This is a genomic window from Pseudomonas sp. D47, assembly GCF_045447305.1.
Taxonomy (GTDB): domain Bacteria; phylum Pseudomonadota; class Gammaproteobacteria; order Pseudomonadales; family Pseudomonadaceae; genus Aquipseudomonas.
Genome location: NZ_JBJGXU010000003.1, coordinates 153385 through 178591 on the forward strand (window position 1 = coordinate 153385; position 25207 = coordinate 178591).

25 protein-coding genes and 1 pseudogene are annotated in these 25207 nt (G+C 59.9%); 16 read left to right on the plus strand and 10 right to left on the minus strand.

Annotation, left to right across the window (positions count from 1 at the left end):
- The first annotated feature begins 16 nt into the window (after positions 1-16).
- The 3 genes from ACI77I_RS04550 to ACI77I_RS04560 all read left to right on the plus strand — a co-directional run bounded on the left by ACI77I_RS04550 (position 17) and on the right by ACI77I_RS04560 (position 2152).
- Positions 17-331 (plus strand): 3-phosphoglycerate kinase, encoded by a 315-nt coding sequence (locus ACI77I_RS04550; protein ID WP_406990938.1) that lies wholly within the window; start codon positions 17-19, stop codon positions 329-331.
- Positions 332-482: 151 nt separating this feature from the next.
- A complete protein-coding gene (locus tag ACI77I_RS04555; RefSeq protein WP_242151712.1) occupies positions 483-1082 on the plus strand; it encodes an FMN-dependent NADH-azoreductase in 600 nt (199 codons plus the stop codon).
- A gap of 203 nt (positions 1083-1285) precedes the next feature.
- Positions 1286-2152, plus strand: coding sequence for a carboxylate/amino acid/amine transporter (locus ACI77I_RS04560; RefSeq protein ID WP_094950256.1), 867 nt, complete (start codon positions 1286-1288; stop codon positions 2150-2152).
- A 108-nt stretch (positions 2153-2260) separates the two neighbouring features.
- On the opposite strand, the gene ACI77I_RS04565 is transcribed toward ACI77I_RS04560, so the two are convergent.
- Entirely contained in the window at positions 2261-3559 is a 1299-nt protein-coding gene (locus tag ACI77I_RS04565) for a mechanosensitive ion channel family protein (RefSeq protein ID WP_263273735.1), read from the minus strand.
- A gap of 193 nt (positions 3560-3752) precedes the next feature.
- On the opposite strand from ACI77I_RS04565, the gene ACI77I_RS04570 reads away from it, so the two are divergent.
- Positions 3753-5099, plus strand: a complete 1347-nt coding sequence (locus ACI77I_RS04570) for a DEAD/DEAH box helicase (RefSeq protein WP_094950258.1) — start codon at positions 3753-3755, stop codon at positions 5097-5099.
- 50 nt (positions 5100-5149) lie between these two features.
- Here the strand turns inward: ACI77I_RS04570 and ACI77I_RS04575 are convergent, their stop codons facing one another.
- Positions 5150-5425, minus strand: a complete 276-nt coding sequence (locus tag ACI77I_RS04575) for a hypothetical protein (protein ID WP_094950259.1) — start codon at positions 5423-5425, stop codon at positions 5150-5152.
- 155 nt (positions 5426-5580) lie between these two features.
- Between ACI77I_RS04575 and ACI77I_RS04580 the strand changes: the two genes are divergently transcribed.
- Entirely contained in the window at positions 5581-5970 is a 390-nt protein-coding gene (locus ACI77I_RS04580) for a transcriptional regulator (RefSeq protein WP_094950260.1), read from the plus strand.
- Positions 5971-6097: 127 nt separating this feature from the next.
- Here ACI77I_RS04580 and ACI77I_RS04585 read toward each other — a convergent pair whose 3' ends face one another.
- From ACI77I_RS04585 to ACI77I_RS04595, 3 genes are all read right to left on the minus strand, one after another.
- The gene (locus ACI77I_RS04585; protein ID WP_094950261.1) at positions 6098-6967 is read right to left on the minus strand and encodes a DUF6279 family lipoprotein; all 870 of its coding nucleotides are present in this window, start codon (positions 6965-6967) and stop codon (positions 6098-6100) included.
- Positions 6968-7033: 66 nt separating this feature from the next.
- Positions 7034-7756 (minus strand): TorF family putative porin, encoded by a 723-nt coding sequence (locus ACI77I_RS04590; protein WP_094950262.1) that lies wholly within the window; start codon positions 7754-7756, stop codon positions 7034-7036.
- 220 nt (positions 7757-7976) lie between these two features.
- Complete coding sequence (locus ACI77I_RS04595; protein WP_003193095.1) at positions 7977-8156, minus strand: hypothetical protein; 180 nt, start codon at positions 8154-8156, stop codon at positions 7977-7979.
- A gap of 322 nt (positions 8157-8478) precedes the next feature.
- Between ACI77I_RS04595 and ACI77I_RS04600 the strand changes: the two genes are divergently transcribed.
- From ACI77I_RS04600 to ACI77I_RS04610, 3 genes are all read left to right on the plus strand, one after another.
- Entirely contained in the window at positions 8479-9315 is an 837-nt protein-coding gene (locus tag ACI77I_RS04600) for a S1 RNA-binding domain-containing protein (protein ID WP_094950263.1), read from the plus strand.
- Between the two features lie 52 nt (positions 9316-9367).
- Positions 9368-9766, plus strand: coding sequence for a DUF2177 family protein (locus ACI77I_RS04605; protein ID WP_406997040.1), 399 nt, complete (start codon positions 9368-9370; stop codon positions 9764-9766).
- Positions 9767-9963: 197 nt separating this feature from the next.
- Positions 9964-11406 (plus strand): NCS1 family nucleobase:cation symporter-1, encoded by a 1443-nt coding sequence (locus ACI77I_RS04610; RefSeq protein ID WP_406997042.1) that lies wholly within the window; start codon positions 9964-9966, stop codon positions 11404-11406.
- Here ACI77I_RS04610 and ACI77I_RS04615 read toward each other — a convergent pair.
- A pseudogene (locus tag ACI77I_RS04615) lies at positions 11390-11858 on the minus strand (YbfB/YjiJ family MFS transporter). The gene ACI77I_RS04610 and the pseudogene ACI77I_RS04615 overlap by 17 nt on opposite strands.
- A gap of 145 nt (positions 11859-12003) precedes the next feature.
- Here ACI77I_RS04615 and ptrR point away from each other — a divergent pair.
- Both ptrR and ACI77I_RS04625 read left to right on the plus strand, forming a co-directional pair.
- A complete protein-coding gene (ptrR, locus tag ACI77I_RS04620; protein ID WP_406997043.1) occupies positions 12004-12897 on the plus strand; it encodes a putrescine utilization regulator PtrR in 894 nt (297 codons plus the stop codon).
- A 142-nt stretch (positions 12898-13039) separates the two neighbouring features.
- Complete coding sequence (locus ACI77I_RS04625) at positions 13040-13162, plus strand: PA1414 family protein (protein WP_256589246.1); 123 nt, start codon at positions 13040-13042, stop codon at positions 13160-13162.
- Between the two features lie 196 nt (positions 13163-13358).
- Here the strand turns inward: ACI77I_RS04625 and ACI77I_RS04630 are convergent, their stop codons facing one another.
- The 4 genes from ACI77I_RS04630 to speB are packed head-to-tail and all read right to left on the minus strand — an operon-like array spanning position 13359 to position 17682.
- Positions 13359-14741: a sodium:solute symporter gene (locus tag ACI77I_RS04630; RefSeq protein ID WP_406997044.1), complete on the minus strand. Its 1383-nt coding sequence runs from the start codon at positions 14739-14741 to the stop codon at positions 13359-13361.
- 35 nt (positions 14742-14776) lie between these two features.
- Complete coding sequence (locus ACI77I_RS04635; RefSeq protein ID WP_242151693.1) at positions 14777-16288, minus strand: cytosine permease; 1512 nt, start codon at positions 16286-16288, stop codon at positions 14777-14779.
- A gap of 21 nt (positions 16289-16309) precedes the next feature.
- A complete protein-coding gene (locus ACI77I_RS04640; protein WP_406997045.1) occupies positions 16310-16732 on the minus strand; it encodes a YybH family protein in 423 nt (140 codons plus the stop codon).
- Positions 16732-17682, minus strand: coding sequence for an agmatinase (gene speB / locus ACI77I_RS04645; protein ID WP_083357426.1), 951 nt, complete (start codon positions 17680-17682; stop codon positions 16732-16734). The genes ACI77I_RS04640 and speB overlap by 1 nt, the downstream gene beginning before the upstream one ends.
- A 245-nt stretch (positions 17683-17927) precedes the next feature.
- Between speB and ACI77I_RS04650 the strand changes: the two genes are divergently transcribed.
- The 6 genes from ACI77I_RS04650 (at position 17928) to mazG (ending at position 25206) form a co-directional block, all read left to right on the plus strand.
- The gene (locus ACI77I_RS04650; RefSeq protein ID WP_406979998.1) at positions 17928-18821 is read left to right on the plus strand and encodes a LysR family transcriptional regulator; all 894 of its coding nucleotides are present in this window, start codon (positions 17928-17930) and stop codon (positions 18819-18821) included.
- Between the two features lie 6 nt (positions 18822-18827).
- On the plus strand, positions 18828-19433 hold the full coding sequence (locus tag ACI77I_RS04655; protein ID WP_094950271.1) for a tRNA-uridine aminocarboxypropyltransferase: 606 nt from the start codon (positions 18828-18830) through the stop codon (positions 19431-19433).
- A gap of 217 nt (positions 19434-19650) precedes the next feature.
- A complete protein-coding gene (gene cysM, locus ACI77I_RS04660; RefSeq protein ID WP_094950272.1) occupies positions 19651-20553 on the plus strand; it encodes a cysteine synthase CysM in 903 nt (300 codons plus the stop codon).
- Positions 20553-21905, plus strand: coding sequence for a 23S rRNA (uracil(1939)-C(5))-methyltransferase RlmD (rlmD, locus tag ACI77I_RS04665; RefSeq protein ID WP_406997046.1), 1353 nt, complete (start codon positions 20553-20555; stop codon positions 21903-21905). Before cysM ends, rlmD begins: the two co-directional genes overlap by 1 nt.
- A 150-nt stretch (positions 21906-22055) precedes the next feature.
- On the plus strand, positions 22056-24299 hold the full coding sequence (relA, locus tag ACI77I_RS04670; protein WP_094950274.1) for a GTP diphosphokinase: 2244 nt from the start codon (positions 22056-22058) through the stop codon (positions 24297-24299).
- Between the two features lie 73 nt (positions 24300-24372).
- Positions 24373-25206: a nucleoside triphosphate pyrophosphohydrolase gene (gene mazG, locus ACI77I_RS04675; protein ID WP_094950275.1), complete on the plus strand. Its 834-nt coding sequence runs from the start codon at positions 24373-24375 to the stop codon at positions 25204-25206.
- Position 25207 lies beyond the last annotated feature (1 nt).

The window sequence follows — 25207 nt, forward strand, 5'->3', positions numbered from 1 at the left end:
TATTGGAGACTGCCGAATGAGAAAATTCTGTTGTGTGTTGCTGGCGCTGCTGCCGATGAGCGCGTTTGCCTACCCCATCGACGTGACGAAAAAGATCGACGGCGTGAAAGTGGACTACATCGCTTCCGACGTGGACGGCGACATCAGTTCGATCCGACTAAACAACTACGGCACCAACGACGCGCAGTGTTCGGTAACCTTCAGCAATGGCCCGGAATCGCCGCGTACTCGCAAGGTCACGGTCCAAGCGGGCAAAAGTACCAACACCACGGTCAAGTTCAGCCGCGCCATTATCAAGATGCGTATCGCGCTGGTGTGTGCCCCAAAATAAAGCGGTAGCGGAGCATGCCTACAGCAATACTCCGCTTATAAACAAATTTCTAGATGGGTTGTAGCAGTTTTTTGCGCTTTTTTATCGAATGAGCCATGGTTAATCTTTTCTCCATCGTCTTACAGCACTTACAGATGGAGCCTACCTAGCCATGTCCAACGTTCTGATCATTGAAAGCAGCGCCCGCCAGCAGGATTCGATCTCCCGCCAGCTGACTCAACAGTTCATCAGCCAATGGCAGGCCGCCCATCCGCTGGATCAAATCACCGTGCGCGACGTGGCCCTTAACCCGGTCCCGCACCTGGATGCCAACCTGCTCGGTGGCTGGATGAAGCCCGCCGAACAGCGCAGCGGCATTGAACAGGCTTCTTTGGACCGCTCCAACGAATTGACTGACGAACTGCTGGCTGCCGACGTGCTGGTGATGGCCGCGCCGATGTACAACTTTGCCATCCCCAGCACCCTCAAAGCGTGGCTGGACCACGTGTTGCGTGCCGGTGTGACCTTCAAGTACACACCCACCGGCCCTCAAGGGTTGCTCACCGGCAAGCGCGCTATCGTGCTGACCGCGCGTGGCGGTATACACACCGGCGCGACCTCTGATCACCAGGAACCCTACCTGCGTCAGGTCATGGCGTTTATCGGGATTCACGATGTCACCTTCATTCACGCCGAAGGGGTGAACCTGAGCGGGGACTTCCAGGAGAAGGGCATCAATCACGCGAAAGCGCTGCTGGCCCAGGTTGCTTGATCGTTTAATCGCCACATAATCGCGTGGTGTTTATATCGCCCCACGCAAACCCTTCAAGTACGCGTATCGAACCTCCCTTTGCACTTGTTGCTCCTGAGTGCTCCTGCCCGACTGCCGCTTTAGCGAGGTCGGGTTTTTTTTGCCTCGAGTTTCGTCAAACACCGAAAACCCTTAAAGTCGCGCCCATTCGAAATGAGGCGCGCATGGGCTATCTACTGGTTGTCACCCTGATTCAGGCATTTTCTTTCAGCTTGATCGGCGAATACCTCGCCGGTCACGTCGACAGCTACTTCGCCGTGCTGGTGCGCGTGGTGCTGGCCGGGCTGGTCTTTATCCCGCTGACGCGCTGGCGCTCGGTAGAGCCACGGTTCATGCGTGGCATGCTGGTGATCGGCGCGCTGCAGTTCGGTGTGACCTACGTGTGCCTGTACCTGAGTTTTCGTGTGCTCACCGTGCCGGAAGTGCTGCTGTTCACCATTCTCACACCGTTGCACGTGACCCTGATCGAAGACGCGCTCAATCGACGCTTCAACCCTTGGGCGCTGATCGCTGCACTGGTGGCGGTGGGCGGCGCGGCGGTGATCCGCTTCGACCAGATTACCCCGCACTTCCTCGGCGGCTTTTTGCTGCTGCAACTGGCCAACTTCACCTACGCGGCCGGGCAGGTGATGTACAAGCACCTGGTGGCGCGTTATCCGAGTGATTTGCCGCATTACCGGCGCTTCGGCTATTTCTACCTGGGCGCCTTGATCGTGGTGTTGCCGGCATTCGTGCTGTTCGGCAAGGCCGACTTCCTGCCGCAAGCGCCACTGCAATGGGGCGTATTGGTGTTCCTCGGGTTGGTCAGCACCGCGCTGGGCATGTACTGGTGGAACAAGGGCGCCTGCCTGGTCAACGGCGGCACCTTGGCGGTGATGAACAACCTGCATGTGCCGGTGGGGTTGTTGCTGAACTTGCTGATCTGGAACCAGCACGAGCCGCTGGGGAGGCTGGCGTTGGGCGGGTTGGTGATTTTGGGCGCGGTTTGGATCAGTCGGCTGGGCGTGCGCAAGGAGGCGATCAGCCGTTGAACTCTTGCGGGCGCGGGCTTGCTCGCGAAAGCGGTAGGTCAGCCATTGATGGGCTGACTGATACTCCGCTATCGCGGGCAAGCCCGCTCCCACAGGGGGAGGGTGGTGTTAGACAGCGCTGCTTTCGGGCGCCGGCAAATGACTGGCCCCCAACACCGCCGGCAACATCCCCGCCCGCAAGTCATTGCCACTCGGCTGCTGATACAGGCTCAAGCCGAACTCCGGCAGCACCGCCAGCAAATAATCAAAAATATCCCCCTGAATGCGCTCGTAATCGGCCCACGCCGTGGTGCGCGTGAAGCAGTAGATCTCCAGCGGCACGCCTTGGGCGGTGGTTTGCATCTGGCGCACCATGCAGGTCATGTTCGGCTGGATGTCTGGGTGGCTTTTCAGATAGGCCAGGGCATAGGCGCGGAAGGTGCCCAGGTTGGTCATGCGGCGGCGGTTGGCCGACAGTTGCGCGCTGTTGCCCTGGGCTTCGTTCCAGGCCTTGAGTTCGGCTTGTTTGCGGCTGATATAGTCGGTGAGCAGGTGCACCTGGGTCATGCGCACTTCTTCGTCGTCGCGCAGGAAGCGCACGCCACTGGCGTCGATGTACAGGCTGCGTTTGATGCGACGCCCACCGGACGCCTGCATGCCGCGCCAGTTCTTGAACGACTCGGACATCAAGCGCCAGGTAGGAATGGAGACGATGGTCTTGTCGAAGTTCTGCACCTTGACCGTGTGCAGGGTGATGTCCACCACGTCACCGTCGGCGCCGACCTGGGGCATTTCGATCCAGTCACCGACCCGCAGCATGTCATTGCTGGTCAGTTGCACGCTGGCGACGAACGACAGCAGGGTGTCCTTGTACACCAACAGAATCACCGCCGACATGGCACCCAGGCCCGACAGCAGCAACAGCGGCGAACGGTCGATCAGGGTGGCGACGATGATGATCGCGGCGAATACGAACAACACCATCTTCGCCAGTTGCACATAGCCCTTGATCGAGCGGGTGCGGGCATGTTCAGTGCGCGCGTAGATATCCAGCAGCGCATTGAGCAGGGCGCTCACGGCCAGCGTCATGAACAGGATGGTGAACGCCAAGGCCACATTACTGATAAACAGCGTGGCGGTCTTGCTCAGCTCTGGCACCAAATACAGGCCGAACTGAATCACCAGGGATGGGGCCATCTGCGCCAGGCGGTGGAAGACTTTGTTGTGCCGCAGGTCATTGAGCCAGTGCAGCGCCGGTTGCCGGCCGAGCAATTTGACGGTGTGGAGGATGAGGTAGCGTGCGACCCGTCCGAGCAGCAGGGCCACCACCAGCAATACCACCAAACCTAAGCTTGCATGCAGCAGCGGGTGTTGATCGAGGGCGCCCCAAAGGTCTTGGACGTTGAGCCAGAACTGTTTGATATCCATGGATGAAACCGATTCTTCTGTAAGACAACACGGGCCGATTAGAGCATTTAAGTGCGACAAAGTTGACGTTGTAGACAAATGTCCTGACAAAAAAGCAGCTGATTAGCGCCGTTCGCGTAAAGAAACTCGGTTTGGACGCCCGAAACCGTTACCCTATGCAGCTGATATTTTGTATTTCTTCGAGGTAGCACCCGTGTTTTCCCAATTCGCCCTGCACGAACGCCTGCTCAAAGCCGTGGCCGAGCTTAAATTTGTCGAGCCTACGCCTGTGCAAGCAGCGGCCATCCCGCTCGCGCTCGAAGGGCGTGACCTGCGGGTGACGGCTCAAACCGGGAGTGGCAAAACCGCCGCTTTCGTCCTGCCGATTCTGCACCGCCTGATTGGCCCGGCCAAAGTCCGCGTCAGCATCAAAACCCTGATCCTACTGCCGACCCGCGAGCTGGCCCAGCAGACCTTGAAAGAAGTGGAGCGCTTCTCGCAGTTCACGTTCATCAAGTCCGGCCTGATCACCGGCGGCGAAGACTTCAAGGTCCAGGCCGCGATGCTGCGCAAGGTGCCGGATATTCTCATCGGCACCCCAGGGCGCATGATCGAGCAACTCAACGCCGGCAACCTCGACCTCAAGGAAGTCGAAGTGCTGGTGCTTGATGAAGCCGACCGCATGCTCGACATGGGTTTTGCCGATGATGTGCAGCGTCTGGTAGCTGAATGCGTGAATCGCCAGCAAACCATGCTGTTCTCCGCCACCACCGGCGGCTCGACCCTGCGCGACATGGTCGCCAAGATCCTGAACAACCCTGAGCACCTGCAGGTCAACAACGTCAGCGACCTGAACGCCACCACGCGTCAGCAAATCGTCACCGCCGACCACAACGTGCACAAAGAACAGATCCTTAACTGGCTGTTGGCCAACGAGACCTATCAAAAGGCCATCGTGTTCACCAACACCCGGGCTGCAGCTGACCGCATCTACGGTCGTCTGGTGGCACAGGACTACAAAGCGTTCGTGCTGCACGGTGAGAAGGACCAGAAGGACCGCAAGCTAGCTATTGACCGCCTTAAGGCCGGCGGCGTGAAGATCCTGGTTGCCACCGACGTTGCCGCCCGCGGCCTGGACGTGGATGGCCTGGACATGGTGATCAACTTCGACATGCCTCGCAGCGGCGACGAATACGTGCACCGTATCGGCCGTACCGGGCGCGCCGGCAACGATGGCCTGGCGATCTCGCTGATCTGCCACGGTGATTGGAACCTGATGTCGAGCATCGAACGCTACCTGAAGCAGTCGTTCGAGCGTCGCACCATCAAGGAAGTCAAAGGCACCTACACCGGGCCGAAGAAGGTCAAAGCGTCGGGCAAGGCCGTTGGCGTGAAGAAGAAAAAGGTCGACGCCAAGGGCGACAAGAAAAAGGCCGGTGCCAAGTCGCCGACCAAGCGCAAGATTGCCAACCGGCCGAAGACCGACAACCTGTCGCTCGTCAGCAAGGACGGCATGGCGCCGCTCAAGCGTCGCAAGCCAGAAGCGCCAGCTGCCGAGTAAGGCTGCGCGGGTATGAAAAAAACCGGACGATGTCCGGTTTTTTTATGCCTTCAGTTTTTTGTCTCGGCAGCCGCTTTTTTGAGATCTTTAAGGCGCTGATCGATCAACTGGCATTTATCGGGTAAATCAGCGGCCGTCGTGTCCATGTCCATTTTCTGAAGCTCTGCATTCATTTCCTTGGCCTTGGTCGGGTTCTGCTCAGTGAGTTTGGTCACTTCCTGTGCCAGTTGTTCGCGCTTCGCCGTGGCCTCCTCCGGCGTGCACGCCCAGGCGGGCAGGGCAGTCAGCAGCGTGGCGGCAATGGCCAGGTTCATCAGGGTTTTCATGATCGGTCCTCCTTGGCAGTGGTGTTCAGTTGAGGTGGCGAACGTCTGGAAAGTTCAGAGAAATGACGCCGGTCTATTCGGCTGAACGCCCGGTGACGGGGCATGTCACACCACTAGACAGGCTACTTTTCCATCGGCCTGCAGGAGGAATCAGGATGACGACTTACAACTGGGATTTGATCGAACGTCTGCTGCATGAAGTGCAGAACGGCGAAGGCAGCTTTGCACCGCGTAAATATGCCGAGCAGGAAGCTGCCGAGAAGGCCACCGCGGGCGAGTCCACTGGCAATCTGGATACGTTGAAAGAGACCGCTGCGGATTACGAAGCGCTGCTGTTCAAGCGTGGGTTTATTGAATCGCGGCCCGAGGAAGAGGGCGGAAACGGTGAGAACTTCATCTTGACCGCTCGCGGTGCGCAACTGCTGGCGCTGATTGACAGCTCCATCCCGGGCAACGATCACCCGCGCCAGGTGTTGGATGACCAGCCGGATGCGCTGGAGCCGGCGACGTTTGATGAAGTGGCCTCAAAGGCGCAGATTGCTTGATCTAATAGGCGCTGTATGACCCTGTGGGAGCGGGCGTGCTCGCGATGCGGAGTGTCAGGCAATCAATCTGCCGGCTGATCTACCGCTATCGCGGGCAAGCCCGCTCCCATATTGGCTTACTTGCAGATCAGGTATTGCCGGCAGCCTTTAGGCATTTGAGTGCCTTGAAGTCGCTGCGCACACCGCCAATCTTCTGCGTCAGCTTCATGCGCTGCTGCACCGTGCTTTCGGCCATCAGGTCGACAATCAGGCTGCGTGCCGCCGTTTCCGTCTGGGCATAGGCGACCTTGTATTGCGCGGGCCACAGGCTTTCACGGTCCACCAGTAACTGCTGCATTTTCTGCGCGAAGTCCGCGCTCTGACGCTGCTGCACCGCGTCGATAAACTGCGCCTGCCAACGGGCGCGGTTGCCGATCCACTGCTCGTTTTGCTCCCCGAGGCTAATGGACCAGGCGGTGACCCGATTCTGCTGGCTGGCACTGAGCGGGCCCATCCAAGCGTCCAGGCGTTTGCTCATGCGTTGGGCGCGTTCCTTGATTTGCTGCTCCAGGGGCGGCTTGAGGTATTCGTCCTGACGCTTGCGCAGGTCCTTGGCCAGGGCGTCGCTCATGTCCTTGACCTGCTGATCATCCAGGCCTTGCAGCAATTGAATGGCCGACGGCGTGATTTCCCGTGCGACTTCGGCAATCGCCTGCTTGGCTTCCACAGTGCGCGTTTGCAGCGCGTCGTCAGTGACCTGGTTGTTGTCGACCATCTGTTGCAGGCGATCAAGCCAATCCAGATAGCCCGGCAATTGCGTGGTGCAGTGCCAGGCCAGGTGTTCCTTGAGTGTGTCGTTGAACCAGCTCTTCTGCCCGGCGTGCATGTCCAGGTAGTCGTTGAGGCTCCAGGGGATGATGATATCCAGGTTGCGGTAGGCCAGGCCCACGCGACTGCAGCCGCTGAGCAGCAAGCTCAGGCTCAGCAATACGATTAATAGTTTGAGCCGACGCAGCATGGGCGAGTCCTTGCGCAAAGGGAGTTAATGCATGTGAACTCGTGCTGTGGGCGACAGTTCAGCCCATCAATAAAACGATCGCGCAGCCTTTAAGGTCAAGAGACCGTCGCATTGCGAATTGTGTCCGGAGTAGGCCGAGCAGTCACCGCCGCTGAGGCTGGAGTCGCTGTAGATCAGGTCCAGGTCGACGCCCTTCCACGCGCGGGAAAGTTGTATCGACCAATCACTGAAGCTGCTGATGGCACCGCCTTCCACCGAGGCCGGGGAGCCCAGTTGGTGCGTGGTGTACTTCATGCTGACGCCGATGCCGAAAGGCTGCGTGCCGCCAAGGTCGGCAAACAGGGTGCTGTCCTGGCGGTCCGGGTCGTTGCTGAAGGAGGCGCCGAAGCGATTGCCCAACAGGTTCAAGCCGCCGTAGAACTCTTGGCTGTTGAGTGGGCTGAGCTTGGGGTAGCTGTAATGAATCAGTCCCACTTCATAACCCAGGGTCTTGTCGAAAGGGCGTTTGAAGCCCATGTAGGAGTCGACTTCGAGGTTATTGGCGGGTGAAAGCCCCATGTTCGGTGAGAATTGGCCGAAATACAGGCCGCTGTCGTGGCTCAGGTCGAGGCCGCCGTGGAATGAGTCGCTGCCCGGAGCGGTAGGCTTTACAAGGCCCTGGGCCATGCTACGGCTTGGCGTAGTGCCCAATTTCAGGTCGAAATCGCCCAATTCACGCTGAAAAATCTGCGCTTGCGCAAAGGGGCTTGCCGCAAGGGCAGTTATCAGAAAAATGCAGGGCTTGAGCAAGCTTCACTCCATGAAAAGCGAGGAGCAGTGACAGGGAAAATTGGGCAGATGCCCGTGCTAGACGTGTGCAAGCATACCGGCGAAAACCTGCAGGTGAGGCCCGTTCGTCGATTAGCGCACTATGGTGTGATGCAGTGAGGGTATTTCGGGCTCTAGTCCTGGCGCCTTGAGGGCAAGACGCTTAGGGACTAGATGCAACGCAGGGGGTGTTGCGCGAATTTTACTTTTTGCCCAGGCTGATCTGCTTGGACGGGCCGAAAGTCTGGCCGCTCACGCCCTTGGCAATTTGCTGGATTTCGCCGCCGGACTTGAGGAAAGCAGCAATCTGGCTGTTGATCGATTCGCTGGTTTCAACGGCTGGAGCTGGCTTTGCTTTGCTGTTGGATGCTTTTACGCGCATGGCGGCCACTAACCTGTAGAAAATTAACTTGGCCATGCATCGTACAGGAAACACTTGACAATTGCTTGGCAAATATCCCCCTGGAATAATGGGTGTGGCCGCAATTAGCCGAAGTTTACCGTTGAAATAACCCCTAACTTACTGTTTTAACTAGAAAGCCCGGGAGATGGCCGCCACTGGCCAGCGGCAAAATTCAGTGACCTGATCAGACGAGCGGGGCGATGCCATCGGGACACCACGTCAGCCCGTGATTTTTCAGGTGCGCGCGCGTGCGGGGCGCAACTCGGGTAGAATGCCGCCCACGTAACGAGGGTATTTGGAAATGGCTTTAGTCGGGCGCTACAACAGCTTGCAAGTGGTTAAACACACTAACTTTGGTTTGTACCTGGACGGTGCGCAAGAGGGCGAAATCCTCTTGCCTAATCGGTACATTCCTAAAGATATTCCCAGTGAAGATGAAGATTGGCTTAACGTTTTCATTTATCTGGACAGCGATGACAAACTTATCGCGACGACCGAGAAGCCGAAAGTACAAGTCGGCGAATTCGCCAGTTTGAAAGTCGTTGAAGTCAACAGCATTGGCGTGTTCCTCGACTGGGGTTTGCCAAAAGATCTGTTGCTGCCGTATTCGGAAGAAAAACGTCAGATGACCGCCGGTGAATATTGCGTCGTGCACGTCTACCTCGACAAGCACACCAAGCGCATCACCGCCACCGCACGTCTTGACCGCTACCTGGACAAGACGCCTGCCAACTATCAGGTGGGCCAGGAAGTCGACCTGCTGGTGGCCGAAGCCACGGACATGGGCTTCAAGGCGATCATCAACAACAAGCACTGGGGCCTGATCCACAAGAACGAAGTGTTCAAGTTCCTGCGCCCGGGCAAGGAAGAGAAAGGCTTTATCAAAGAGATTCGCGCCGATGGCAACATCAGCCTGAGCCTGCAACCGGTCGGGCAGGAAGCGGCCTCCAGCCTGAACTCGAAGATCCTCGCCAAGTTGCGTGAAAACAACGGCACCCTGCCGGTCAGCGACAAAAGCGACCCGGCAGTGATCAGCAACTTGTTCGGCGTGAGCAAAGGCAACTTCAAAAAGGCCATTGGCGCGCTCTACAAGCAAGGTCAGATTGTGATTCACGCGGATCGCATTGAACTAAGCTGAGTGCGGTTTGCTCTTCTGTAGGAGCAATTGGGCTCCTGCAGAGGTTGCGTAAATGACCAAGAAAACACTGTTCGCTTACCTCGCCACCTTGCTTGCCTTCCTGGTGCTCGACGGCCTCTGGCTCGGTGTCCTTATGGGCCCGACCTACAAATCCCTGCTCGGCCCATTGATGCTTGACCAACCCCGCCTGTTGCCCGCGGTGTTGTTCTATCTCCTGTATGTGATCGGTTGCGTGGTGTTCGTGGTCCTGCCAAGCGGCAGTTGGCAACGCGCCGTACGCCTGGGTGCCTTGCTCGGGCTGGTGGCCTACGGCACGTATGACCTGAGCAACTGGGCCACGCTGCAAGGCTGGTCCGCTGGGTTGGCCATCATGGACATGGCGTGGGGCACCGTCCTGACAGCGGCGTGCTGCACGGTTGGCTACCTGTGTGCAGATCGGGTGCACCACTGATTGTGTACAGGATTTATGTGCACCGTTGCTGAGCGTAGTGCCTGAATTTAGCCCTGCATAAACCCCTTTGGAGCGCCGATCCAGAGGGATTGTGTGCCATTGGCACGCATTCTGCTGAAAGCCTCGTATACAAACCATGCCGCCTCCCGTATGCATCCCGTTACGGAAGCGCAGGCCGGTATTTCGAGGAGCCAGCGATGACCGAACAATTGCCCAAAGGCTACAGCCCGCGCCTGTACAACCAGGACCTGGGCCCACTGCCGCAAAACTGGAACTGGTACAACATCTTCGCCTTCTGGATGAGCGACGTGCACAGTGTCGGCGGCTACGTGTTCGCCGCCAGCCTGTTCGCCCTCGGGCTGGCCAGTTGGCAGGTGCTGATCGCCTTGCTTGCGGGTATTTGCATCGTGCAGTTGATCGCCAATCTGGTGGCCAAACCGAGTCAGCAAGCGGCGGTGCCGTATCCGGTCATTTGCCGGCTGGCCTTTGGCGTGTTTGGGGCCAATATTCCGGCGGTGATTCGCGGCCTGATCGCCGTGGCCTGGTACGGGATTCAGACCTACCTGGCGTCGAGTGCCTTGATCATCGTGGTGCTGCGCTTCTTCCCACAGATGGCGGTGTATGCAGAACCGCATTTTGCCGGCCTGTCCTACCTGGGCTGGTTTGGTTTCTTAAGCCTTTGGGCGTTGCAGGCTGCGGTGTTCTGGGCCGGCATGGAATCCATCCGGCGTTTTATCGACTGGGCGGGGCCGGTGGTCTATGCGGTGATGTTCGCCCTGGCCGGCTGGATTGTGTGGAAAGCCGGCTGGGCCAACATCAGCTTTACCCTGGCGGAAAAATCCTTGTCGGGCTGGCAGGCTTTCGGCCAGGTGATCGTGGCAACGGCGCTGGTGGTCTCGTACTTCTCCGGGCCTACGCTGAATTTCGGCGATTTCAGCCGCTACTGCCGCAGCATGCGGGATGTGCGTCGCGGTAATTTCTGGGGGCTGCCGGTGAATTTCCTGGCGTTCTCGCTGGTCACGGTGGTGATCGTTTCGGGCACCTTGCCGGTGTTCGGCGAAATGCTGCATGACCCGATTGCCACCGTCTCGCGAATCGACAACAGCATGGCCGTACTGCTCGGCGCCTTTGCCTTTGTCACGGCGACCATCGGCATCAACATTGTCGCCAACTTCGTGTCGCCTGCGTTTGACTTCGCCAACGTCGCGCCGAGCAAAATCAGCTGGCGGGCCGGAGGGATGATCGCGGCGGTGGCTTCGATCTTCATCACTCCGTGGAACCTGTTCAATAACCCGCTGATGATCCACTACACCTTGGACATCCTCGCGGCGTTTATAGGGCCACTGTTCGGGATTCTATTGGTGGACTTCTACCTGATCAAAAAACAGCAGGTCGATGTGGACGCGCTGTTCGATGACAGCCCAAGCGGGCGCTATTACTTCGACGGCGGCGTGAACTGGACGGCCGTCAAAGCCTTGGTGCCGGCGACGCTGATGGGCGTTGCGATCACCTTCACCCCGGCGTTGCAGGGCATGGCCAACTTTTCCTGGTTTACCGGGTGCTTCCTGGGAGGGCTGTTTTTCCTGGTTCTTTCGCGACGAGAACAGGTTCGCGTACCAGCGCCTATGGTTGCTGGCTGACAGCAGCGCCAGGGCGCAGTGACACCGCACCTGCCAACACCAGGCCTGCACCTGCGATCACCAACGCCGGTTGCAGGCCGCCGCTAAGGTGGCTGCTTATCGATGCCAGCAGCGGGCCACTTAATTGGCCGATGGCAAAGCAGGCGGTCAACAGGCCGGCGCTGCATCACCAGCATCATGCACGCCAGAAACGGCGTCCCGCACAGCAATACCCCAGCGCCAGGCCCCAGCCATTGCCCAGCAAGCAGGCGAACACGCCGGCCGCTTGCAGCCACAAAGTGCTCATCAACCCACGACGGGGGGGGCGGGCTATGACGGCGCACGCTCACCACCACGACCCCGAGAGCGGCAGCCAGACCAAAACAGGGCCAGAACAGATCGGCCTGCCAGGCGCCCTTGAATTGCGGCATCTGCGGGGTGAGGGCGAAGCTGCCAATGCCCATGGTCATCATCAGGGCAATAGAGCTGGCGAGTCAGCGAATCAGCGGTGACATGTTCAGGTTTCCTGCAAGGACGCGAAGACCTTCAGGCTAAAGTGAATTGACTTTCTGTAAAAATGAATAATAGTGAGTAACTTGTTCAGTTTTGGAGAAAGGTATGGAGTTCAGTCAATTGCGGATTTTCCAAGCCGTAGCGCAAGAGGGCTCCATTACCCGTGCGGCCGAGCGCCTGCACCGTGTACCGTCCAACCTCTCGACCCGGCTCAAACAGATGGAAGAGCAGCTTGACGTGGAACTGTTCGTGCGCGAACGCCAGCGGTTACAGCTTTCTCCTGCTGGCAAAGTGTTGTTGGACTACAGCACTCGCCTGATCGCGCTGCATGACGAAGCCCACGGCGCCGTTCAAGGCGGGCAACCGGCCGGCGACTTTGTGCTGGGTAGCATGTACAGCACCGCCGCGATTCACTTGCCGAAGCTGTTGGCGCGCTATCACAAGGCGTATCCGAGGGTGAACCTGCAGGTGCAATCGGCGCCCAGCGGTGAATTGCTGGAAGGCCTGATCACCGGGCGTTTGGACGCGGCGTTGGTGGACGGCCCGCTGACCATCGCTACGTTGGACGGCGTGCCGCTGTGTGAAGAGCGCCTGGTGCTGATCTGTGAAGCCGATCACCCACCAGTGCGTGGGCCGCAGGACGTAGCGGGGCGTTCGGTGTTCACCTTCCGCCGCAGTTGCGCCTACCGTACACGCCTGGAAACCTGGTTTTCCCATGAGCGTGTGGCCATGGGCCGGGCAATCGAGATTGAGTCCTATCAGGGCATGCTTGCCTGCGTGATCGCGGGTTCCGGGGTGGCATTAATGTCCGAATCGATGCTCGACAGCCTGCCGGGCAAGGACAGCGTGTCCGTTCATCCCCTTACAGGGCCTTTTGCTACTGCAACGACCTGGCTGATGTGGCGAAAGGGTATGCTCGGCGCTAACCTCAATGCATGGATCGAGCTGCAGCAAGAAGGCAACGCCGGGTTCTTGCAGGACGCGCGCTATATCGCTTGAACGATCCGTCAGCATTTGGATCAATTCAGTAATAGTTCGTTGTGGTTTCGTTCAAGCATTACGTAGGACTTAGGGCTACTATCACTGTAGGAAAGGGCGATAAAACTCTCGCCAACTCGCATTACCCGCAAAGGGAGCAACCATGAAAGAGAAAATTCAAACCTGGCTCCATGACGTTGGAGTCGCGCTCGGCTTGATCGAGCCTCCGCTGCAACCTGTGCCGATTCGCACAGATGATGAGCAGCGCCGCCCGCGTCGCCGCTAGAGCTGGTAGCGCCGCAGAATTAATGTGGGAGCGGGCTTGCTCGCGAAGACGGTGCGTCAGTTAACGAAATATTGACTGACACACCGCTTTCGCGAGCAAGCCCGCTCCCACAGTTGTTTTTGTGTCAGGCAAAAAAAACGGCCGCGATATCCGACGTCGCACCCGCTGAAGAAACTGCTCTAGATTCTTTTATAGCTCAAATCGCCCGAGCCGCCACCGTCTCTGGCCGGGGCGACAACACACTCACCACTACAAAGCTCACCAGCCCAATCGCTAGGCTGTAGTAGATCGGCGTGTTCGCATCCAAGCCATCCTTGAACATAAACACCAGTGCGGTCACGAAGCCCAAGGTCATCGACGTAATGGCGCCCGACGTGGTCGCCCGTTTCCAGAAAATCGCCCCCATCAGCGGGATCAGCATGCCGCCCACCAACAGGTTGTAAGCCAGGGTCAGGGCGCTGATCACATCGTTCACGACCAATGCGATACCCAGCACGGCGATGCCGGTGAGCATCGTGAACAGACGGTTGATGTTCAGGCTCGACTGCTTGCCCCCGCGCAAACGCGGCAGCAGGTCTTCGGTCAAGACGGTGGAGGCGGCGAGCAAACCGGCGCTGGCGGTGGACATCATCGCGGCCAGTGCGGCGGCAATCACCAGGCCGCGAATGCCGTCCGGCAACGAGGCTTTGACGATGGCGGCGAAGGCATTGTTGACGTTGTCCAGGTCCGGTAGCAGCACGTGCGCCGCCATGCCGATCAAGGCGCACGCCAGGCCGTAAAGGATGCAGTAGAAACCGGCGAAGGTGCCGGCGTACTGGGCAACCTTTTCGTCACGGGCGGTGAACACCCGTTGCCAAATGTCCTGGCCGATCAGGATGCCGAAGAAGTAGATCATGAAGTAGGTGATGATCGTGTCCCAGCCGATTTCGGTGAAGCTGAAATTCGACGCTGGCAACTTGGCCACCAGTTGGTCCCAACCGCCGACGCGGTAGAGGCAAATCGGCAGCAGGATGAACATCAGGCCGACGGTCTTGATCACGAACTGCACGATGTCGGTCAGGGTCAGTGACCACATGCCGCCGATGGTCGAATACACCACCACCACGCCACCGCCCAGCAGCACCGAGACCCAAAATGGCAGGCCGAACAGTACTTGCAGTACGGTGCCGATGGCCAGGATCGAGGTCACGCCGATCATCAGCGCGTAGGCCAGCATGATCACCGCGCTCGCCTGGCGGGCCATGGGGTTGTAGCGTTTTTCCAGGACCTGGGTGACGGTGAAGATCTTCAGCTTGAGCAGCGGTTTGGCCAGGAACAGGTTCAGCGCGATGATCCCGGCGCCCAGTGCGGCGCACAACCAGAAGCCGGAGATGCCGTGCACATAACCCAGGCGCACGGTGCCGACGGTGGATGCACCGCCCAGTACCGTGGCGGCCATGGTGCCCATGTACAGCGACGGGCCCAGGTTACGTCCGGCTACCAGGTAGTCTTCGTGGGTCTTGGCGCGGCGCATGCCGTAATAGCCGAGCACGAGCATGCCGGCGGCGTAGATGAGTACGACGAATAAATCCAAAGCCATGACGGCGGGTCTCCGATTATCGTTTTTATGGGCGATCAGGCGGCTTGTTGCAGCGCCGGTTTAATGCGCGCATCCGTGCGCTGGCTGCGAGGGTCGGCCGGGCCGTAGACGGCGGCCGGTTCCGGGAACACGCGAAGCAAGCTCAGGTACACCACCGAGGCCAGCCCCAGCGTCACTGGCAGGCTGATATCGATGCCATCGGCCAAGTTGCCCAGTGGCCCGACAAACTGCCCCGGCAAGTTGACGAAGCACAGGCCCACCAGCGCACTCGGGATCCAGGCGCCCAGGCCGCGCCAGTTCCAGCCATGGCTGAACCAGTAGCGCCCGCCGGTTTCACCGCGGGTGAACACTTGCAGATCATCCGGGCAGTAAAAGCCTCGGCGTACGATCAGGCCGATGATCATCATCACCATCCACGGCGTGGTGCAGGTGATGATCAGCACGGCGAAGGTCGACACGCTTTGCACCAGGTTGGCGGCGAAACGTCCGATAAAGATGAAGGCAATCGACATCACCCCAATCAGCAGCGTGGCCTTGACCCGCGACAGCAGGCGCGGGAACACGCTGGACATGTCCAACCCGGTGCCATACAGCGACGTGGTGCCAGTGGACATGCCGCCGATCACCGCGATCAGGCACACCGGCAGGAAGAACCAGCTCGGCGCGACTGCCAGCAAACCGCCGACATAGTTGTTGGCTGCGATGTAGTCCGGAGCCTTGACCGCCACGATGGTCGCGGTGGCCAGGCCGAACAGGAACGGAATCAAGGTGGCGATCTGGGCCAGCACCACCGCCAGCATGATGCGTATTTTCGGCGTCTCACGTGGGATGTAGCGTGACCAATCACCCAGGAACGCGCCGAAGGAAATCGGATTGCTCATGGCTACCAGCGCCGCACCGATGAAGGCGGCCCAGAAGCCGGTCTGGTCAATGGCGACGGTGCCGGCAAAGTGGCTGTCGAAGGCTGGCGCAAACGCGAAGATCCCCAACAGGAACAGCAGGCTCGCCGCCCACACGGCAATGCGGTTGACCCACAGCATGAAGCGAAAGCCATAGATGCACACGGTGAGCACCAGCAGGGCGAACAGGCCGTAGGCCAGGCCTAACGTCAGGTCGGTTTCTGGCAAACCAATCAGGCGTTTCGCACCACCGACCAACGCATCGCCTGAACTCCACACCGACAGTGAGAAGAAGGCAATCGCCGTCAGCAGCGACAGAAACGAGCCGACAATCCGCCCGTGCACACCAAAGTGTGCACCGGAAGACACGGCGTTGTTAGTGCCGTTGATCGGCCCGAACAGGCCCATCGGCGCCAGGATCAGCGCGCCCACCAGCACGCCCAACACAATCGCCCAGACACCGGCCTGGAACGACAAGCCGAACAGCACCGGAAACGCGCCCAGCACAGCGGTGGCAAAGGTATTGGCTCCGCCGAAGATCAGTCGAAACAGATCCTTGGGGCTGGCGGTACGTTCGTGGTCCGGGATCTGCTCGACCCCGTTGGTTTCTATCTTTCGAATACTTTTATCGTTGTTTTTATTATTCATGATCAGCTCCGATCACATTGGCTAAGGGGGCGGCAGCCCTTCCGGCATAGCGGACAAATGTTCGTGACAGGCCAGCCACAGGCCTTGTTTTTGTTGTGCGTCTGACCCTTGTCGGGTGAAGACAATGGTCTCGCGTTCCTGGCTAAAAAATTGCTCCCCGTTCATGCGCAGCTCGGTGGCCACGTCATGCATAAAAATCGCCACGTCACCCTGCAGGCTGACAAAGGCGTTGCTTGAAGTGCAGGACAGCACCTCAAACCCCTCGTCCCGGCGCCAGCGGTCCCACAACGCCTGGTAGGCATCGCGACTGAGCAGCGGCAGGGGGAGGGTGTAGAACACGAAGCTGGCATCCACCGTGAACGCGCCGAAATAGGCGGCGCGGTCATTGCGGGCGAAGGCCGACACCAGGTCGGCCGCCGCTTGCAGCACGGCTTGCGTGCTCATCAGCGATGCGCCACGCCGGGCAGTACGCAGAGCATCTCGTACAGCAGGTTGGCGCCGAGCAGCGAGGTGTTGCCGGTGGTGTCGTAAGGCGGCGAAACTTCTACCAGATCGCAACCAATCAGGTCGAGGCCTTGGCAGCCACGGATGATCTCGATCGCCTGGATGGTGGTCAGCCCGCCGATTTCCGGGGTGCCGGTGCCAGGCGCCCAGGCCGGGTCGATACCGTCGATATCGAAGCTCAAATACACCGGACCGCCGCCGACTTTTTCACGCACTTCAGCCATCAATGGCGCCAGCGAGTGGTGCCAGCATTCTTCGGCCTGGACCACACGAAAGCCCTGCTTGCGGCTCCAGTTGAAGTCTTCGGCGGTGTAGCCCTGGGCGCGCAGGCCGATCTGCACCACGCGGTCGCAATCGAGCAAGCCTTCTTCCACGGCGCGGCGGAAGGTGGTGCCGTGGGCGATTTTCTCGCCGAACATATGGTCGTTGACGTCGGCGTGGGCATCAATGTGCACCAGCCCGACCTTGCCGTGTTTCTTGTGAATCGCCCGCAGGATCGGCAGGGTGATGGTGTGGTCGCCGCCAAGGGTCATCGGGACGACGTTGTGCTCGAGGATCTCATCGTAAGCTTCTTCGATGATGCGCACAGCGTCCAGCAGGTTGAAGGTATTGATTGCCACGTCGCCGATGTCGGCAACCGACAGCGAGTCGAACGGCGCGGCGCCGGTGGCCATGTTGTAGGGGCGGATCATCACCGACTCGGCGCGGATTTCACGCGGCCCGAAGCGGGTGCCGGCGCGCAGCGAGGTGCCGATGTCCAAGGGCACACCGACAAAGGCGGCGTCGAGGCCTTTGGCCGACTGCAGGTGGGGGAGTCGCATCATGGTGGCGATGCCGGCGAAGCGCGGCATTTCGTTGCCGCCCAGTGGTTGGTGAAAAATCTTGTCCACGGGATTGCCTCATCGTTGTTTTGTTTATTAGAGGCCGATTCTGCGAAAAGCCCGGGACGGGAAGAATCGGCAGGGGCAAATACTTAGTTCAGATTTTTCTAAACTAATGCCTGAGGTAAACTCGGTTCAAATGTGGGAGCGGGCTTGCTCGCAAATACGGTGTGTCAGGTACAAATAGTTCGGCTGATCCACCGTATTTGCGAGCAAGCCCGCTCCCACAGGTTTTTGTGTTATCTGGAGAACCCATGGCCAACGCCTTGCCCGACCTGAAACTCCTGCGCATCTTCGTCAGCGTCGTGCGGCACCAAGGGTTCGCCAATGCCCAGCACGAACTCAACTTGTCGACGTCGGCCATCAGCACCTACATGAGCCAGCTGGAAGCAGCTTTGGGCCTGGTGCTGTGCCATCGCGGGCGCGGCGGGTTCAGCCTGACCAGCAAAGGCGAGCTGTTCCACCAGGAAACCCTGCGTCTATTAGGCGAGCTGGAAGGGTTCGAGCAATACGCCGCCGCGTTAAAAGGTGAGTTGCGCGGCACCCTCAAGCTCGGCGTGCTCGACTCCACCGTCAGCGACAAGGCCCTGCCGTTCGCCGAAGCGATCGGCGCCTATAGCCTGGAACACCCGGCTGTGCACTTGAATTTGTCGGTGATGAGCCCTTATGAGCTGCAATTGGGCGTGCAGGACAACCGCCTGGACCTGGCCATCGGCGCGTTCTCCAACCGCATGAGCGGGTTGATCTACATGCCGCTGTACCGCGAGCAACACTGGCTGTATTGCAGCACGCGGCATCCGTTGTTCAGCGAACGGCGCATCCCCGAACAAGTGATCACCCAGCAGCGTATGGTCGGGCGTGGCTACTGGAGCCAGGCAGAACTGGCGCGCCACGGCTTCAAACACAGCGCCGCCACGGTGGAAAGTATGGAGGCGCAGTTGATCCTGGTGCTGTCCGGCGCCTATATCGGCTACCTGCCTGAGCACTACGCCCAAGCCTGGGCCGACAAGGGCGACTTGCGTGTGCTGCTGCCGGCGACCTTCGGCTATCAGGCGCCGTTCTCGATGATCATGCGCCGTGGCCGTAGCCGCGAGCCGCTGATCCAGACCTTTCGCGACTTACTCAAAGCCCAGCTCAACCAGGCCTGAAAAAACATGTCCAGACCCCAATGTCCAACTTGCCAGCGGCCCGCCACTCATTGCCTGTGCCCGCTGATCCCCAGCCTCGACAGCCGCACCCGTGTGTTGCTGCTGCAGCACCCGAGTGAGGTCAACCATGCGCTCAATACCGCGCGGTTGGCGGCGTTGGGGTTGAGCAATGCACAGTTGGTGGTGGGTGAGGTGTTTGACGATTTGGCGACCTTGTTAAACCCGCCCGGTTATCAAGCGCGCCTGCTGTTTCCCGCTGATGACGCCCAGCCTTTGCAGGTGTATGCGCCCGACGACCAACCGCTGTTGTTGGTGGTGCCCGACGGCACCTGGCGCAAAGCGCGCAAATTGCTGCACCTCAATCCTTTATTGGCCGCATTGCCCCGGGTGACCCTGGCCGAGGGTGGCGTTTCTCGCTACCGGTTGCGCAAAGCGCCGGGGCCAGGGGCTTTGTCGACGGTAGAGGCAATTGTGCAGGCGTTGCAGGTGCTGGAAGCGCCGACCTCTTTTGAGGCGCTGCTTAAACCGTTCGAGGCACTGATTGACGGGCAGATTTCGGCGATGGGGGACGAGGTGTTTCGTAAGAATCATGGCGACGGGCAATTGGGTTAGTCGGTTTACCGAGGTGCGGCTTTTGCAGGCAAGCCAGCTCCCACATTGATCTGCACGCTGTCCTCTGTGGCGGCGGGCTTGCCCGCGATAGCGTCCTCACAGGCCACACGCCACTCGCTTATTCCTGTAAGCCATAAGCACCACACTTTGCGTGATATGGCCCGCCAGCCTTTCCCGGTATGATGGTCGCCCCCGCAGTCTGGATTGCGAATACGCCATGACCTTGCAGTACCCTACAATCGCCGATTGCGTCGGCAACACGCCCCTGGTCCGCTTGCAACGCATGGCGGGTGAAACCAGCAATATTCTGCTGCTCAAGCTTGAAGGGAACAACCCGGCCGGCTCCGTCAAGGACCGCCCGGCGCTGTCGATGATCACCCGCGCCGAGCTGCGCGGGCAAATCAAGCCCGGCGACACCTTGATCGAAGCCACCTCGGGTAACACCGGGATCGCCCTGGCCATGGCCGCGGCAATCAAGGGTTATAAGATGGTGCTGATCATGCCCGACAACGGCAGCGCCGAACGCAAGGCGGCAATGACCGCCTATGGCGCCGAGCTGTTGCTGGTCACCCAGGAAGAAGGCATGGAAGGCGCGCGCGACCTCGCCGAGCGCATGGCCGCCGAAGGCCGTGGCGTGGTGCTGGACCAGTTTGCCAATGGCGATAACCCAGAGGCGCACTACACCAGCACAGGCCCGGAAATCTGGCGCCAGACCCAAGGCACCATCACCCATTTCGTCAGCTCCATGGGCACGACCGGCACCATTATGGGCAACTCGCGCTACCTCAAGGAGCAGAACCCGGCGATCCAGATCGTCGGCCTGCAACCGATGGAAGGCGCGGCGATTCCCGGTATTCGCCGTTGGCCCGAAGAGTACCTACCGAAGATCTACAACGCCACGCGCGTGGACCGCATCATCGACATGGCCCAGCGTGAAGCCGAAGACACCACCCGCCGCCTGGCGCGCGAAGAAGGCATCTTCTGCGGCGTGTCCTCCGGCGGCGCCGTGGCCGGTATGTTGCGGTTGTCCAAAGAAGTGGAAAACGCGGTGATCGTCGCGATCATCTGTGACCGAGGCGACCGTTACCTGTCGACCGGCATCTTCGACGAACCCAACTGATGGCCAAGCACGAGAGAGGCCTGCGCTTCCAACCGACAGGCGGCAGCCGGGCCCCGCAGATTCCGGTAGGCAAGAAACAACGCCTGACCATCGAGCGCCTGGCCAACGATGGCCGCGGCATCGTGTTCTTTGAAGGCCGTACCTGGTTTGTAAACGGTGCGCTGGCCGGCGAAGAAGTCGAAGCGCGGGTATTGGGCGCCCACGGCAAAGTGGTTGAAGCGCGCACCGAGCGTGTGTTCAAGGCCAGCGAACTGCGCCGCCCGGCGCCGTGCGCGCATTTTGGCCGCTGCGGCGGCTGCAGCGTGCAGCACTTGCCCCATGACGAACAGCTCGCCCTGAAACAGCGCATGCTCGCCGAACAACTGTCGCGTGTGGCCGGTGTCGAACCGCAAGCGTGGGCCGCCCCTTTGAGTGGGCCGGAATTCGCCTACCGTCGTCGCGCCCGCGTGGCTGTGCGCTGGGACGCCAAGGCGAAAAAGCTTGAGGTGGGTTTTCGCGCCGTGGCCAGCCAGGACATCGTCGCCATCGATGATTGCCCGGTGCTGGTACAGGCCTTGCAACCGATCATGCAGCGCTTGCCGAACATGCTGCGCCGCCTGAGCAAACCGCAGGCGCTTGGGCATGTGGAGTTGTTCAGCGGCTCATCCATCGCCGTGTTGCTGCGGCATATGGCGCCGTTGTCCGAGGCGGACCTGCTGATCCTGCAAGAATTTTGCACCTTCCATGAAGCGCAGTTGTGGCTGCATGGCGAGGGCCAGCCGGAGCCCGTCGAGGCGAACTCGGCGTTGGGTTATCGGTTGGAACAATGGGATCTGGAACTGGCTTATCGGCCCGGGGACTTTGTGCAGGTCAACGCTGGCGTCAACGCCGCGATGGTCGCCCAAGCCCTGGAATGGCTGGCGCCACAGCCCGAGGAACGGGTGCTGGACCTGTTCTGCGGGCTGGGTAACTTTGCGTTGCCGCTGGCCAAACACGTGCGCGAAGTGGTCGCGGTAGAAGGTGTACAGACCATGGTGGACCGCGCGGCGCAGAACGCTGTCAGCAACAATTTGCATAATGTGCAGTTTTTTCAGGCCGATTTATCCCAGCCTTTGACTGACGCGGAATGGGCCAAACAGGGCTTTTCTGCGGTACTCTTGGACCCACCCCGCGATGGTGCCCTGGAGGTTGTGCGTAAGCTCGCCACGCTAGGAGCCAAGCGTTTGGTGTATGTGTCCTGCAACCCGGCCACGCTGGCGCGGGACACGGTTGAGTTGGTCAAGCAAGGCTACCGGCTAAAACGTGCCGGGATCCTCGACATGTTTCCACAGACATCTCATGTCGAGGCCATGGCGTTATTTGAAGCGGGCTAGGATGCCCGTTTAATCCGACTGGCCTGTAGTCTCCTGGGCCGTGACCTGTCAGGGAGTTGCACGTAGCCTTGGTTGCAGAGCTAGGGTTACGCAGCAGGTCAGCGATGATTTTTGGCGCATCAAAGGTGCGTCGTAGGGAAGGTAAGCAAGATGGTACAGGTGAGAGCACACCAGCCGATCAACACCGACGGCAGTATCAATCTCGAGGCATGGCTGGATCATGCCGTCAGTGTCGACCCGGCACTGGACCGTGAAGCCTTGAAAGCAGCCTGCGAGTTCGCTCGTGAGTCTGAACAGCAAGACAATGCGGCCAAGAACCTGTGGGCGGAGGGCACATCAAGCTTTCGCACCGGGTTGGAAATCGCCGAGATCCTCGCCGATCTCAAGCTGGACCAGGATTCGCTGATCGCCGCCGTGCTCTATCGCGGCGTGCGCGAAGGGCATATTGCGTTGCCGCTGGTCAGCCAGCGTTTCGGCGCCGTGGTCGCTAAGTTGATCGACGGCGTGCTGCGCATGGCCGCCATCAGCGCCAGCCTCAGCCCACGCCAGTCGATGGTGCTGGGCACCCAGGGCCAGGTCGAGAACCTGCGCAAGATGCTGGTGGCGATGGTCGACGACGTGCGCGTCGCGCTGATCAAGCTGGCCGAACGTACCTGCGCGATCCGTGCGGTAAAAACCGCCGACGACGAAAAGCGCAACCGCGTTGCCCGCGAGGTGTTCGACATCTACGCGCCGCTGGCGCACCGCCTGGGTATCGGCCATATCAAGTGGGAGCTGGAGGACTTGTCCTTCCGCTACCTCGAACCCGATCAATACAAACAGATTGCCACGCTGCTGCACGAGCGGCGGCTTGACCGTGAGCGCTTTATCTCCGATGTGATGGGGCAGTTGCGTTCCGAGTTGCAGGCCACCGGCGTCGATGCCGACATCAGCGGCCGGGCCAAACACATCTATTCCATCTGGCGCAAAATGCAGCGCAAAGGCCTGGCATTCAGCCAGATCTACGACGTACGCGCCGTGCGTGTGCTGGTGCCGGAAATGCGCGACTGCTACACCGCGCTGGGTATCGTGCACACCTTGTGGCGGCACATTCCCAAGGAATTTGACGACTACATCGCCAACCCCAAGGAAAACGGCTATCGCTCGCTGCACACCGCAGTGATCGGCCCCGAGGGCAAGGTGCTGGAAGTGCAGATCCGCACCCACGCCATGCACGAAGAGGCTGAGCTTGGGGTGTGTGCGCACTGGCGTTACAAGGGCACCGACGTCAAGGCCGGGTCCAACCAGTACGAAGAGAAAATCTCCTGGCTGCGCCAAGTGCTTGAGTGGCACGAAGAACTCGGCGACATCGGCGGCCTGGCCGAACAGCTGCGCGTGGATATCGAGCCGGACCGCGTCTACATCTTCACCCCCGACGGTCACGCCATCGACTTGCCCAAAGGCGCTACGCCGCTGGACTTTGCCTACCGCGTGCACACCGAAATCGGCCACAACTGCCGGGGCGCCAAGATCAACGGGCGCATCGTGCCGCTCAACTACAGCCTGCAGACCGGTGAACAGGTCGAGATCATCACCAGCAAGCACGGCACGCCGAGCCGCGACTGGCTGAACCCGAACCTGGGCTACATCACCACGTCGCGGGCACGGGCGAAGATCGTCCATTGGTTCAAATTGCAGGCGCGCGACCAGAACGTCGCCGCCGGTAAAACCTTGCTTGAGCGCGAATTGGCGCGCCTGGGCTTGCCGCAGGTGGACTTCGACAAGCTGGCCGAAAAGGCCAACATGAAGATCGCCGAGGACATGTTCGCAGCCCTGGGGGCCGGCGACCTGCGCCTGGCGCAGCTGGTCAACCTGGCCCAGCAACTGGTCGAGCCGGAGCGCGGCAGCGAGCAGCTGGAGCTGATCCCACGCAAAGCCACCGGCTACAAACCGGGCAAGCGCGGCGATATCCAGATTCAGGGCGTGGGCAACCTGATGACGCAAATGGCCGGCTGCTGCCAGCCGTTGCCGGGCGACGCCATCGTCGGTTACATCACCCAGGGCCGTGGCGTGAGCATTCACCGCCAGGATTGCGCCTCGGTGCTGCAACTGGGCGGGCGCGAGCCGGAACGTATCATCCAGGTCAGCTGGGGCCCGGTGCCGGTGCTCACCTACCCGGTGGACATCATCATTCGCGCCTACGACCGTTCCGGTTTGCTGCGTGACGTGTCGCAAGTGCTGCTCAATGAGCGGATCAACGTGCTGGCGGTCAACACCCGCTCGAACAAAGAGGACAACACCGCGTTGATGTCCCTGACCATCGAGATTCCGGGGCTGGACGCGTTGGGGCGGTTGTTGGGGCGGATTTCCCAGTTGCCGAACATCATCGAAACCCGGCGTAATCGCACACCATGATGCGGTCTGAAAATATGTGTGGACTGCTTTCTGGGGGCGCCGGGCTTGTGTGGGAGCGAACAGAGATTGACTGATGTATTCACTTGAAGACCTGCTGCACCTGATGAACCGCCTGCGCGACCCCAAATACGGGTGCCCGTGGGACATCAAGCAAACCTACGCGACCATCGTCCCGCACACCCTGGAAGAAGCCTACGAAGTCGCTGATGCCATTGAACGCGGCGACTTTGATCACCTGCAAGGTGAGCTGGGCGACCTGTTGTTCCAAGTGGTGTATTACAGCCAGTTGGCGCGGGAGGAGGGCCGTTTTGAGTTCGCCGGGGTGGTCGACAGCATTACCCGCAAGTTGATCCGCCGCCATCCTCACGTGTTTCCTACGGGCGATTTGTATGCGCCCTTGGATGTTCCTCAGTTGAGCGAAGAGCAGGTCAAGGTGCGTTGGGAGCAGATCAAAGCTGAGGAACGCGCGGAAAAGTCCGACGCACCGCAGCAATTGTCCCTGCTGGATGACGTGCCCACGGCTTTACCGGCGCTGTCCCGTGCCGCCAAATTGCAAAAGCGCGCCAGCCAGGTCGGTTTCGACTGGCCATCAGCCTTGCCGGTGGTGGATAACGTGCGCGAAGAGCTCGATGAAGTGCTCGAAGCCATGGCCGATAACGACTCGGTGGCGATTGCCGATGAAGTCGGTGACCTGCTGTTTGCGGCGGTCAACCTGGCGCGTCACCTCAAGGTTGACCCGGAGACTGCGCTACGTGGCGCCAATGCCAAGTTCGAACGACGTTTCCGATTTATCGAACAGGCATTGCGCGATACGCACCAATCCATAGAAGATTGCACCCTCGAAGAGTTGGACGCCCTGTGGGGCGAAGCCAAACGTCAGGAAAAGAATGTGTCCAGCTGCGGTTGAG